At 63.3% G+C, this 12701-nt stretch carries 12 protein-coding genes; 9 read left to right on the top strand and 3 right to left on the bottom strand.

Translation table 11 applies throughout. The features are described 5' to 3' along the window. Together IRZ24_RS02865 and IRZ24_RS02860 are read left to right on the top strand one after the other, a co-directional pair. A partial coding sequence (locus IRZ24_RS02865; RefSeq protein WP_297160345.1) for a hypothetical protein occupies nt 1-664 on the top strand: 664 nt, incomplete at its 5' end. 35 nt (nt 665-699) lie between these two features. Then, a complete protein-coding gene (locus IRZ24_RS02860) occupies nt 700-993 on the top strand; it encodes a hypothetical protein (protein WP_297160343.1) in 294 nt (97 codons plus the stop codon). Between the two features lie 298 nt (nt 994-1291). Here IRZ24_RS02860 and IRZ24_RS02855 read toward each other — a convergent pair whose 3' ends face one another. Then, complete coding sequence (locus tag IRZ24_RS02855) at nt 1292-2329, bottom strand: PHB depolymerase family esterase (protein ID WP_297160342.1); 1038 nt, start codon at nt 2327-2329, stop codon at nt 1292-1294. A gap of 477 nt (nt 2330-2806) precedes the next feature. Between IRZ24_RS02855 and IRZ24_RS02850 the strand changes: the two genes are divergently transcribed. The 6 genes from IRZ24_RS02850 (at nt 2807) to IRZ24_RS02825 (ending at nt 8706) form a co-directional block, all read left to right on the top strand. Beyond that, a complete protein-coding gene (locus IRZ24_RS02850; RefSeq protein ID WP_297160341.1) occupies nt 2807-4054 on the top strand; it encodes an ABC transporter substrate-binding protein in 1248 nt (415 codons plus the stop codon). A gap of 175 nt (nt 4055-4229) precedes the next feature. Further along, nucleotides 4230-5147, top strand: coding sequence for a branched-chain amino acid ABC transporter permease (locus IRZ24_RS02845; RefSeq protein ID WP_297160339.1), 918 nt, complete (start codon nt 4230-4232; stop codon nt 5145-5147). Nucleotides 5148-5174: 27 nt separating this feature from the next. Then, entirely contained in the window at nt 5175-6287 is a 1113-nt protein-coding gene (locus IRZ24_RS02840) for a branched-chain amino acid ABC transporter permease (protein WP_297160337.1), read from the top strand. Then, nucleotides 6277-7137, top strand: a complete 861-nt coding sequence (locus IRZ24_RS02835) for an ABC transporter ATP-binding protein (RefSeq protein WP_297160336.1) — start codon at nt 6277-6279, stop codon at nt 7135-7137. Before IRZ24_RS02840 ends, IRZ24_RS02835 begins: the two co-directional genes overlap by 11 nt. After that, complete coding sequence (locus IRZ24_RS02830) at nt 7124-7936, top strand: ABC transporter ATP-binding protein (protein WP_297160335.1); 813 nt, start codon at nt 7124-7126, stop codon at nt 7934-7936. Before IRZ24_RS02835 ends, IRZ24_RS02830 begins: the two co-directional genes overlap by 14 nt. Further along, nucleotides 7936-8706, top strand: coding sequence for a 3-hydroxybutyrate dehydrogenase (locus tag IRZ24_RS02825; protein ID WP_297160333.1), 771 nt, complete (start codon nt 7936-7938; stop codon nt 8704-8706). The genes IRZ24_RS02830 and IRZ24_RS02825 overlap by 1 nt, the downstream gene beginning before the upstream one ends. 53 nt (nt 8707-8759) lie before the next feature. Here IRZ24_RS02825 and IRZ24_RS02820 read toward each other — a convergent pair whose 3' ends face one another. Beyond that, complete coding sequence (locus IRZ24_RS02820) at nt 8760-9632, bottom strand: TetR/AcrR family transcriptional regulator (protein ID WP_297160331.1); 873 nt, start codon at nt 9630-9632, stop codon at nt 8760-8762. Nucleotides 9633-9962: 330 nt separating this feature from the next. Between IRZ24_RS02820 and IRZ24_RS02815 the strand changes: the two genes are divergently transcribed. After that, nucleotides 9963-11513: a long-chain fatty acid--CoA ligase gene (locus tag IRZ24_RS02815; protein ID WP_297160329.1), complete on the top strand. Its 1551-nt coding sequence runs from the start codon at nt 9963-9965 to the stop codon at nt 11511-11513. Between the two features lie 74 nt (nt 11514-11587). Here IRZ24_RS02815 and IRZ24_RS02810 read toward each other — a convergent pair whose 3' ends face one another. Further along, complete coding sequence (locus IRZ24_RS02810) at nt 11588-12553, bottom strand: class I SAM-dependent methyltransferase (protein WP_297160327.1); 966 nt, start codon at nt 12551-12553, stop codon at nt 11588-11590. Between the last annotated feature and the right edge of the window lie 148 nt (nt 12554-12701).

The following is a 12701-nucleotide window of genomic DNA, read 5'->3' as shown; positions in this document are numbered from 1 at the left end:
CTGTGACGATCCGACCGTGGTCCTGGCGCTGGATAAAGACGAGTGTCAGGCGCGCCTGCTGATGCGAGCGGCGACGCTGGCCGAACGCAGCGGCAGGCTGGTTGAGGCCCTGCGCCTGACGCAGGCGGCCTCTGAGCTGGCCCGGCGCTCTGCCTCTCCCTATGCCGAGGTCCCCGTCGCCTATCTGGCGGTCCTCTGCGGCGAATATGCCCGTCAGCACCACGATACCCCCATGTTGGAGACAGCCCACAGCCTGGCGCACAAGCTCCGCGGCACGCTCCTGCATGATGGCGATCTGGCTCAGCTCCGCCTGCAGCTCGCCCTGTTGACCAGGCCCCAGGCCGCTGCTGAGCTGGCCCGTCTCACGCTCGAGGTCTGGTGGCACCCTGAGCTGATGCTCAGTGACGGAACCTGGCACTGGGCACGCGGGGGCTTTGTGGTGAAGTCGTTGGAGGCCCTGATCTTGAACGGCTACCTGGAGCAGGCCCGCGAGCTGGCCGACTATTTCGCCCGCCATCCGCAGACCTTCACCGCCTACGAGGCCCTGCGCTGGGAATGGGCTGCCATTCGCACCCGCCTCTACGGCAGCCTGGCTGAGCGCCGCGCCTTCCGCCGCCAGGCCTGCTGTCGCGGCTACGTCCGTCAAGCCGTGGTCGCCCTCTAATTATAATAAGGAATGCCTGGAGGAGGCTCGATGCAATGATCACTGTTCAGGGGAGCGCAGAAGAGAGCCAGCCCACCACGATGGCCATCTATAAGGCGATCGCGCGCCGTCGAGAGAAGGATTATCGCCGTCGGCTGGTGGCCTCGGGACGTGCCTGCCGACCCTATGGCTCCTTCGGCGATGATCCTGTCGCCGTGATGGTGCTGACGCCGCGTTTCGAACGTGCCGAGCGCGAATTTCTGCCGGCTCGCATTCGACGCCGCCTGCGCCGTTTCCTCCTGAGCCAGGCCTCTGCCGGCGCGCCCGCCCACGCAGAAACCAGCACCTAGCCTAATATAACGCCCGGCTGGCTGGCCGTTTCACGGACCAACAAGCAGACTCCCTGTCCAAGCTACTGGTTAGGTTCCGATTGCTCTCTTGTCCTCTGGTTTGCTCAGGGCGGGAAGAGCGGCCAGTACCGCTCTTCCCCATCTTCTGATCCTGCCATCGGAGCGGTCCGGGTGGTCGCGACGGACAAAAGCGCCGCGCCGCTCGGATCGCTCCGTCAGTCCGCCGTCACTGCTCTCGACGCTCTCGCTGAGCGAGAGCGGCTAAGCAGGGACCAGGACGCGGGAAAAAGGCTCGCGATTATGCCAGGGGATGATTCAAAAAGAAGGTATACAGCGCATTAGTGGCGCTGGGCCCAGCCGGATCAGTGTAGCTGCCGCTGCTGCTGCCGCCCGACCAGGCATGGCCCATGCCGTAGACTTTCCAATATTCCTGGATCTCTCTCCCACTGCTATCGTTCCATGTCTGCACCGTGTAGGCATGGCCGCCAGGCACCTGGCCGCTACGGCTGCTCGCTGGACTGTCAAAGCTGGCAGTGTAGCTGCCGCCTGAAGCAAGGCGGTCAGTCATCATCCACTGCTGTACCACCTGATCACCATTGATCGGATAGACCACATAGTCGCTCTGGCCGTGGAAGATAATGGTCGGCACCACCCGCGCCCGACTGCCCATCGCCTGATAGGCAAGCTGGCCCTGCTGCTGCGGATCAGGGCCGCCATAGAGCTGGGCCAGCGGCGCGCTGTAGGCCGAGGTGGCCGCTCCGTATTCGAGACCAGAGGCCACGCCAATGGCCGCGAATAGATCAGGATAGGTCGCGCCCATGATCACACTCATAGCTGCCCCGGCTGAGAGGCCAGCTACGTAGACCCGCCGACGATCAATGGTCCAGCGAGCCGTGTTCTGCTCCACCGCCTGAACAATACCGGCGATAATGGCCGGCTCTCCCGAGCCACGCACCTGGTTGCCTGGTAGGAACCAGTTCCAACAGGCGTAGCTGTTATAGAGGCTGGTCTGTTGAGGATAGACCACAATGAACTGCTGCTGATCAGCGAGCGCATTCATCTGCGTACCGGCGGCGAAATCGGCGGGCGTCTGGGTGCAGCCGTGCAGCATGACAACCAGGGGGACCGCAGTGCCAACATGATAGCCAGCGGGAGTGTAGACGTAGTAAGGCCGGCTCCCCGTCGGTCCACTGTAGAGATACTGGACAAAGGTGCCACCACCGGCATGGGCCGCCGGCGTCGGCAGAACCCAAAGGCTGCTGAGCAGAAGCACGACGAGACTGTTGAGCAGCGAGCAGGAACGAGGAAGAGAAACACGGGGTAGAGTGGCTGACATACGGCAGTCTCCCTTGCTTGCCTGATGGATGCCTTCATGGCATCGCGAGGCCGCAGCCTATCTGCTGGCAGACCTCCTATACGCTCAAACAGGTTGTCTGGACAGGATGGCGCCCCACGGCCACCATCCTGAACTCGCCACCTCCGGCCAGCCCCGAGCCACTCGGGCGCTAACCAGCTCGTCAGTGACGCTGGCCCTCCCTCGCGAGTCGGGCCTGCCTCGGCTAACCGGAGGGGCGAGTATGACACATGATTCATGTATCATATCCGGACTGATCCTGTCAAGGGGCAGGCGGTGGAGAATTCCCCCTTGACAACGGCGCTTTTCTGACTATCATGATACATGAATCATGTGTCATATGATGAGTGACTCATGATTCATCAGCCGGCCACAGCGCAAGCCGCGTGCAGCCAGCGCAGCTCAGGTGTGGCTGCCAGGCGACGAGGCTGTCACCAGCGGAAGGAGGAAAGCGAGACCATGAGGCTTCTGAGAGCACCAGCCCCAGCAGAACGAAGAAGGAGCGGCGCCCCCCGCCTGGGCCTGTGCCTCTCGATCGTACTGCTGCTACTCTTAAGCGCCTGCGGCAGTACGGGCGGCGGCAGCGGGAGCAGCTCCAGCGCGCCCGGAGTCAGTGCCGACACCATTACCATCGGAGGAGTACTCGACACCACTGGGCCTATCAAGGTGATCTGCAGCCCCATTCTTCAAGGGGACCAGCTTTATTTCAGCCAGATTAACGCCTCTGGCGGCGTTAACGGGCGCAAGATCAAATTTATACAGGTCAGTGACAATGGCGACTCCACGCGCACGCGCGACGCGGTGCGCCAGCTTGTCGAGCAAGACCATGTCTTCGCCATCTTCCAGGTCTGCGGCTCCGGCAATGCCAACGTCGCCGAGAGCTACACGGTCCCGCGCGGCATTCCTTTTATTGATCCCATTGGCGGCGGCTCCAAATACACCGACCAGAATGGCAAGGCCTTACCCTGGGTCTGGATGACGCAGCCTAACTATGGCGATGAAGGGCACGTTATTGGCTACTACGTTGCCACCACCCTCAAGGCGCGCAGCGTTGCCCTCCTCTATGAAGACGATGTCTTAGGCCTGCAGCAGAAGAGCACCCTGAGCGAGGCGCTTCAGAAATACGGCAGCAAGCTCGTGGCCGCCGTCGGCTACAACGCCACCCAGACCGACTTTTCGGCGGCCTTCCAGACGCTCAAAGCGGCCGCGCCCGACCTGATCGTCCTCAACGGTCTGCCCAGTCCCACGGCGCGCTTCGTCGCTACCGCCGCCGCCCAGGGCTATCGTCCGCGCCTGGGCTACCTGGCCAACTACCCGATGGCTGACAACTCCTGGGCCAAAGTCCTCGGAGCCACTGGAGAAGGCATCTACGTCAGCGGCTATACCAGCATGGATACGCCCGTTGCACAGCAATATCTTCAAGCCACGCGCAGCGATCCCGTTTTCAGCGCCTATAAGTTCTACGGTTACATCAATGCCAAGATCATGGTCGATGCCCTGCGCAAGGCCGGCAGCAATCCCACGCGTGCCAGCCTGCGCGACGCCCTTGACCACGGTTTTGTGAACTACGACACCGGTTTCGGGCCAACCCTGACCTGGACGCCGGAACGCCACGGAGGCGTGAGCGACTTTATGTTCTTCCAGATCAAACAGGGACAGCTCACGCCCGTCAGCCCGTTCATCAAGGCAAGCGCCGTCTGGCCCTAGGCTCTGCCGTTATCGAGGGGTCTGACAGCGTTTCGCCCCTGGCCTGACTGAATGACTGGCTGACAGCCAATATCGCGCTCGCTGACCGCTGGGTCCCGCGCGGAGCTGAGTGCCGTGGGGGCCAGCGGTCCGACGCGGTGGCTGTCATTGGGCTTGCAAGAGAGGAGGCGCCCTTGTGCTTGCACTGCTCCAGATACTGCTGTCGGGGTTGGTCACCGGCAGTCTCTATGGCCTGTTAGCGCTGGGCATTGTGCTGATCTATCGCACGACTGGCGTACTGAACTTCGCTTACGGCGCCCTGGCAGCCACGGTAACCTGTTTTCTCTACGTATTACTCACGGGGCCGCACTTGCCTTTCTGGCAGGCTCTGCTGTTGAGTCTGCTCTTTGCGCTGCTGCTCGGAGCCGTGGTCGAGCGCGGCTTTGCGCGCCCGCTACTGGCGGCCCCTATTCTCACCAAGGCCATTGCCACGCTGGCCCTGGCTCTGGTGCTGCAGACCGTCGTCCAGGCCCTCTGGCCACAGCTCACCTCGCCCGTGCATTTCCCGACGCCGTTCGAGGGTCAGGCGCTGCGCTTGGGCGGCCTCTACCTTTCGCTGGCTGATGGCCTGGCGCTCCTGACGACTGCTCTCCTGCTTGGCCTCTTGCAGCTCTTTCTACAACGCACCCGTCTGGGCATCGCCATGCGGGCGACCGCTGATAGTCTCGAGGCGGCGCGGCTGATGGGCATCCCGGTCGGGCTGATCTTCTTGTTCGCCTGGATGCTGGCGAGCCTGCTGGCGGCCATTGCAGGTGTGCTCATCGCTGCGCGGCAGACGGTGATCGATGTGCAGTTCATGGACCCGGTGCTCTTGCTGGCCTTTATCGGCGCCGTGCTGGGTGGTCTCGATCGCCTGGCAGGGGCCGTAGTGGGTGGCCTGGTGGTGGGCCTGGCCGATAACGTCCTGGCCTTGCTGCTGGCTGGTCACAGCCTGGGCACCCTGGACCTGGGCGACCCGGGCATTCGTCAGACCTTGATCTTTGCCGGCTTCGTCCTCTTGCTGCTGCTACGTCCCCGTGGCCTCTTTGGTGGGGCGGCACTGCGGCGCGTCTAAAAAGGCCAATGGAGAGAGAAGTCAGCGATGAAAAGACATATCCTTGCGCTCGGAAACAGTCGCTCCTCGTCGCCCGCCTCTCCCGGGTCGGTGCTAGGAGCAGAGAGCGGCTCAGCCTTTGCCGCTGCTGCAGGTAGCGACTGGAGGTGGCTGGCGGGGCTGGTGTTGCTCCTTCTGACGCTGAGCGGCCTGCCATTCCTCTTCGAAGCCCTCTTTGGCGATGGGGCCGATTTCCAGCTCCATCGTGTGACACTGATTCTGATCCTGGCCCTTGCCGCTCTGGCGCAAAACCTGCTCACCGGCTATGCAGCCCAGCCGTCGTTAGGCAATGCCGCCTTTTTTGGCATCAGCGCCTATCTCCTGGCCTGGCTGAGCAGTGATCTGCAGCAGCCCTACTGGCTGGCGGTGCTGGTCGCTCTAGTGGCCTGCGCTCTCCTTGGGCTGCTGGTTGGTGGGCCAGCTCTCAGCGTCTCCGGGGCCTATCTGGCCATCGCTACCCTGGGCCTGGTCGTCTTGACCGGCTCCCTGCTCACCCTCTGGGATACCAGCGCCGGGCGCCAGAGCTACGAGCTAACGGCCCTGCCCGAGGTCTTGGGCGATGATCGCAGCCTCTACTACTGTGTTCTGGCCGTAGTAGTCCTGATCTTTGTCGGCGCCTTCCACTTACTGCGCTCGCGCGTGGGGCGGGCCTGGATTGCCTTACGCGACAGCGAGGTCGCAGCGGCGGCCTGTGGCGTGGCCCTGACGCGCTACAAGCTGCTGGCGTTCGTGGTTAGTGCAGTGCTGACCGGCCTGGCGGGCGTGCTCTATGCGACCTGGGGGACAACAGCCACGGCGAGTATGTCCAGCGTCGAGCAAACCATTGCTTTCCTGACGATGATCGTCGTCGGTGGCCCCGGCTCGCTGCTCGGTTCGCTCTTGGGGGCGCTCTTTGTGGGCCTGGTCCCCTTGCTGCTGGGCGAGCTGCCCGATCCGCTGGCCCTGGGACCGCTGCAGCTCCCGATTGCCATGCTGACCACGGGCATCTACGGCGTGCTGCTGTTGCTGGCCCTGATTTTCTTCCCCGGCGGTCTGAGCGCTATCTTTGCTCGGCGCCCATTCGTCCACGCAAGCGAGGAGGGAGAAAGCTATGGACCATGAGGCGCAAGCTACGTCCCCGCAGACCGGGCAGGCGCGCAATGTCCTGTTGGAGGTGCGTGGGCTGAACGTGCGCTTTGGCGGCCTGCTGGCGGTGGCCGGGCTGGACCTGGATATCGTCGAGGGCGAGATTTTGGCGCTGGTCGGTCCTAACGGCGCCGGCAAAACGACGGTCCTCAATTGTATCAGCGGTTTTGTGCGTCCTGCGGCCGGTAGTATCCGCTTTGCAGGGCGGGATCTGCTGGCTCTCGGACCTGAGCGTCGGGCGGCTTTGGGCATCGGGCGCACCTTTCAAAATGGACAGCTTTTTGCCAGCCTGACTGTCCTGGAGAATCTGCTGATCGGGCGTCATGCCCATCTGCGGGCTGGCCTCTTTCAGGGGCTGTTGCCCTTTGGCCCGGCCAAGCGTGAAGATGCACAAGCGCGCCAGCGAGCACGCGAAATCCTGGCCTGGCTTGGACTGGAGCCATACGCCAACCGCGTCGTGGCAACGCTCCCGGCGGGTCTGCAGAAGCTGGTCGGTGTCGCGCGGGCTTTGGCGGGGGAGCCGCGCCTGCTTCTCCTGGATGAGCCAGCGGCGGGCGTGCCCATGCGCGAGGTCACGGTCCTGGTTGAGCACCTGCGGCGCTGGTGCACAGACCTTGGTTTAACGCTGCTTTTGATTGAGCATAACATGCATGTGGTCCAGGCGGTAGCGCAGCGCGTCTGCGTGCTCAACTACGGGCGTAAGCTGACCGAGGGCGAGCCAACAACGGTGCTACGTGAGCCGGCGGTCCTGGAGGCCTACCTCGGACGCGAGGAGGAGGCCAGTCCTCTGTTAGAACAGGAGGTGAGCGATCATGCTGCGCGTTGAGGGCCTGCATGCCGGCTATGGGCCGCTAGAGATCCTGCATGGCATCTCGTTGGAGGTACCGGCTGGGAGCCTGGTGGCCCTGCTGGGAGCCAATGGCGCCGGCAAGACCACCCTGATGCGCACCCTGATGGGCCTGTTGCCGACGCGCAGCGGGCGCATTCTCTTCGCCGATCAGGAGATCCAGCGCGCCGGCGTTGAGCGCCGGGTACGCCTGGGGCTGGCTCTGGTGCCCGAAGGACGCGAGTTGTTCCCCTCCCTGAGTGTGCGCGAGAATCTCTTGATGGGGGCCTTTGGGCGACGCGGACGGGCCGCTATCGAGTCCGACATCGAGCGCGTGCTTGCCTATTTCCCAGCTCTCAAAGCGCGGCTGTCGCTGCCAGCGGCCAGCCTGAGTGGCGGCGAGGGCCAGATGTTGGCCATTGGACGCGCTCTGATGGGGCAGCCCCGCCTGCTGCTCATCGATGAGCTGTCTCAGGGACTGGCGCCGGCCATCGTCGAAAGCGTGCTGGCCGTTCTGCTACGCCTCAATCGCCAGGAGGGCCTGACCATGCTGCTGGTCGAGCAGAACGCGCGAAAAGCGCTCAAAGTCGCCAATCTGGCCTACGTGCTGCAGAGTGGCAGCCTTGTCTTGCAAGGCCGACCGGCTGAGCTGGCGGCCAATCCTATCATCCAGCAGCTCTACCTGGGTGGGGAAGCCAGCGCGGAAGCACCTGAGGATGCAGGCACTGGGCAGGTCTCCCTTGTGAGTGGGGGGCCAGCTATCTCCAACGGAGCAGAAGAGGAAGGAGGAAACGGCTGATGCAAGGTTTGACTGGCAAAGTAGCCCTGGTGACCGGTGCGGCTTCGGGCATTGGATTGGCCATTGCGCGGGATCTGGCCGGGCGCGGTGTGCGCGTGACTCTGTGTGATGTGAACGCGGCGCGCGGCGAGGAGGTGGTGGCGACGCTGCCCGGTGCACGCTTTGTGGCGGCAGACTTGACGCGCCAGGATGATATTGAGCGCCTGGTGGCCGAGACACTGGCCGCCGAGGGGCGCATTGATATTCTCGTCAACAATGCCGGCTTCCAGCATGTGGCGCCACTGGAGCAGTTCCCGGTCGAAAAGTGGCGCCAGATGATCGATCTGATGTTAACGGCTCCCTTCCTGCTGACACGGGCGGTGCTGCCTGGCATGTATGAACGTGGCTGGGGGCGCATCGTCAATATCGCCTCGGTGCACGCGCTGCGGGCCTCAGCCCTCAAGGCGGCCTATGTCAGCGCCAAACACGGTCTGCTCGGCCTGACGCGCGTGACAGCCTTGGAGGGGGCACCCCACGGCGTCACCTGCAATGCTGTCTGTCCATCTTATGTACGCACGCCACTGGTTGAGGGCCAGATTCCCGACCTGGCGCGTCAGCATGGCATCCCTGAAGAGCGCGTCGTGGCAGAAGTCATGACGGCGCGCAGCGCCATTCGCCGCCTGCTAGAGCCGGAGGAGGTGGCCCAGTTGGTGAGCTATCTCTGCAGCGAGGCGGCGGCGGGTATCACGGGCAGCGCTCAGGTGATCGACTGCGGCTGGACGGCGCAGTAGTCGAGGAAGGCGTAGCAAGGCACGGCACGCCGTCCAGGCCGGACTGCAGTCGATCAGGAGTGTGGCTCGGCAGGACTGGCGTCCTGCGCCGGTTGCGGGGCTGGCTCTACTGGCGAGAGCGGACCTGTCTGGCCGCTAGGGCTGGAGGCCACGGGGGTAGGATCAGCTCCCGAGGTAGGGGCCAGACCGTGGGCGATAAAGTCCATGAGCGTCGCGAAGACCTGGGGAGGGAGCACCTGCTCTGTGGTGCTCTGGTCGCCTGCGCTCTGGCCAGCGGCCTCACTCGACGCGGCTTCGGCAGTGGACGCAGCGGACGTTTGGGGCCAGATGATCCAGCGCAGGGCTAGAAAATGACCGATGCCCATGAGCGCATAGGCCAGGGCCTCCGGGTCCATCTGGCGGATCTCGCCAGCCTCCATTGCAGCACGCAGGCCGCGCATGTAGCCCCGGCAGATGCTCTGGTAGTATTCTTGAGCGGCCTCGGGGGCCACGCGCCCGGCTTCTTCAACGATGCGGTAGACGCTGCGATGGGCGGCAGCAAAGCGGAAGAAGGCGGCGAACCCCTGCCTTTCAATCTCCAGACGATTGGTGAGGCCAGCAGTGGCCGCCGCGGAAGCCTCGCGCAGGCGCCGCCCCAGGTCTTTCACCAGCTCAACAAAGATCTCACGCTTCGTGCGGAAATAGATGTAGAAAGTGCCTTGGGCAACGCCGGCCCGCCGCGTGATCTCGGAGATACTGGCCTCGTAGTACCCCTGCTCGCCGAAGACCGCTTCGGCGGCCTCTAAGATGCGTTGGCGCGTCATTTCGCCACGTGAGAGGCCTGAGCTTGAGCTATCTTTCTCCCTGGTGGGGTGCGCCGACCCCTCTTTGGCAGAGGGGGTATGGTTGTGCTCTAACGTTGTCGGCTGGGCTGCTTCGTCTGTCATGCGCTTTTTCCTGCTCCTCCTGACTCAGGATCGTTTTGCTGGCTCAACATGGTCCTATGTTGAACGATGTCTGTGCTGCTCCGTTATCGCTCTGTGCCGTCGCTCTGATGCTTCCTTGCTTTTGGTACGGAGGCAGACAGAGGAGGCGAAGGACCCGGGGGCCTTGTTGGCGCCTGCCGGCTTGATTTTTGGTCGCGCCTCGGGTACAGTTAGCGATATGATAGATGATTCACATATCATATTTTAGCATAGCGGTGAAGAACCTTGGTAGCCGCAGCGTAGCTTGCGTTGAGGCGAGCTATGAGATGCCCCTCTATGAGGAGGTTCTGGATGGAAAAGACCTTTCTTGGTCTAGGCGAATGGCTGGAGCGTCGTGCCCAACTGACGCCTGAGAAAATCGGCCTGGTTGATGTTGAGAGCGGGGCGCGGCTGAGCTATCGTGTGCTCAATGGGAGAGCACGAGCGCTAGCGACGCTGCTCAGCGAAGACTACGGCGTTAGGCTAGGCGAGCGTGTAGCGGTGCTGGCCCACAACGCGCCCGAGTATCTGGATGCTCTCTTTGCGGTGGCGCTGCTGGGGGCCATGCTCGTGCCGCTCAACTGGCGCCTGACACGACACGAGCTTGTAACCATTCTGAGCGACTGCGAACCGTGTCTCCTGCTGCATGACGAGGCTCATAGTCAGCGAGCCAGCGAGCTGGTGAATGCTCTGGCGACTGCCGGCACAGCGCCAGGCCCGGCACCGCGCTTGCTCTCTTTTGCGGCCTTTCCTGGAGATGATCAGCGGCTAGCGGAGCGGACGCGCCCCTTTCGCAGCACCGATGGCGAGGAGCCGGTCCTGATCCTCTATACCTCCGGCACGACAGGCGTACCCAAGGGGGCCTTACTTTCGCATCGTATGCTGACCTGGAACGCCATTAATACTCAAATTAGCTGGGGGCTGCGCGACGACGATATCACGCCGACCTTTGCCCCATTTTTCCATGCCGGCGGTCTGAATGTACTGACAACGCCTCTCTACCACTGTGGGGGCACAGTAGTGCTCTTGCGCTCCTCTGATCCGGCGCTAATCCTGAGCACCATTGAGCGCGAGCGCTGCACGGTGGTCTTTGCGGTGCCGACCGTCTTTCAGATGCTGCTGGAGCATCCAGCTTTCGCCACCACGGACCTCTCTTCGCTGCGCTTCTGCGTGACGGGAGGCTCTTCCTGCCCTCTGCCGATCATTCGTGGCTATGGCGAACGGGGGGTCCTGCTGCGTCAGGGGTATGGTCTGACCGAGGTTGGAGTGAACTGTTTCAGTCTGGCGCCCGAGGATGCGCTGCGCAAAGCCGGCTCAGTTGGGCGCCCGGTCTTCCATTCGCGGGCGCGCATTGTTGACGAGCAGGATCGAGACGTCGCCCCAGGTGAGGTCGGCGAGCTAGTACTGGCAGGGCCGCATGTCTGCTCGGGCTACTGGCGGCGTCCGCAGGAGACGGCGGAGGCCACGCGCGGCGGCTGGTGGCATACGGGTGATCTGGCGCGCTGTGATGAGGAGGGCTACTACTATATTGTGGGGCGCAAGAAGGATCTCTTTATTTCGGGTGGCGAGAATGTCTATCCTGCCGAAGTAGAGGCGGTGCTGCTTGCTCATCCGGGCGTTGCCGAGGCGGCAGTGATCGGCAGGCCCGACCCGCGCTGGGGCGAGGTCGGGCTAGCGATTGTCGTGCCACGTGTACCGGGTGGCCTGCGCGCTGAGGAGCTGCTAGCCTTCTGCGGCGAGCGCCTGGCTCGCTACAAGATCCCCAAGCAGATCGTCTTTGCGGAGGCGCTGCCACGCAACGCCATGGGCAAGGTCTTGAAAGCCGAGCTGCGGGCGCGCTATATCCAGGATGGAGAGCCGTAAGGGGGGCAGGCGGCAGGCTTTGCGGCCCGCAGGGGCTGCTCTGTCAGGCGGGCTAGCTGGCCCGCCGGCTGCAGTCAAGAGGCGCCAGCCTGGGATGAGGCCGACTGCGGCTCCGCGGGCTTGCGTCCCCAGGCAGTCAGCATGGTCCAGAGGCCGCAGAAATCTTCCTGTTGCATCTCGGCGATGGCCTGCTGGTAGAGCCGCGCCAGTTCGGTCTCGCTGGCCAGTCCCAGTCTGAAGTAAAAGGAGCGGCCCAGCTCTAGCGTCATGATGGCATCCTGGAAGACACTGTCATGGGCTGGGGTGCCATAGGACCACTCGATAGCGCTGGCCCGTAGGCGTACGTCCTGAAAGCCGGCTTGACGGAGAAGACGCGCCAGCACGGGGGTCATGCCGCCATGTCGACCGTCGGGTGAGAAACTCTGGCCGGCCTTCTTGAGGCCTTGGGTGGCCAGAGCCATGAGTTGTTCAAAGGCCGGACTGTTGGTCAGCGGCCCCTCGGTCTCGGTCAGACGAATCGTGCCACCCGGCTTAAGCAGACGGAGGCACTCGGCGAGCAGACGCGGCCAGGCGGCTGGAAGCATGAAGCTGGCCATGAAGCGCCCGTTGATGAGGTCGAAAGTAGCGTCGGGGAAGGTCAGGGCCTCCATGATGTTCATGGTCTGGAAACGTACATTGTTGAGGCCGCACTCCCTGGCGCGAGCGGTGGCCCAGGCGACGGCGCGTGCGCTGAGATCAACGCCAACCACCTCAACCGTGGGGAAGGCGGCAGCGACTGCAATGGCCCAGCCGCCAGGGCCGCAGGCGAGATCAAGGACCCTGCCCCCCTTGGGCAACATTAGCCCTTCAGGCAGAAGACCGCCCATCCCGGCAGTGATCAATTGATCCTGATGGGCCAGGCGGGTCAGCTCGGCCTCATCTTCAGCATTGAAAGGGTAGGTGGTGCCGGGCGTGGCTCCCAAGGAGTAGGTCAATTCCGGCTGGCTCCGCTCTGCGCTCTCCTGCTGAGAAGACTGCCTCTGAGTTTCTTGCTCGCTCATTAGGGTGGCTCCTCCTTCTGGCTGGGTAAGAACGTGAGAAAAGGCGATAGGATGCAGCTTCACCCTCTGAGGTGGGGGTAGCTGCCTCGGTCAGCGCTGGCTCAGGCTCCAGAGGGGAGAAACATTCTCTAATTACCTCTGCTGTATC

Origin of the sequence: Thermogemmatispora sp. (genome assembly GCF_019683755.1) — a bacterium.
Classification (GTDB): Bacteria; Chloroflexota; Ktedonobacteria; order Ktedonobacterales; family Ktedonobacteraceae; genus Thermogemmatispora.
Note: the sequence above shows the minus strand (reverse complement) of the source record. Positions and strands in the feature narration are given on the sequence as shown.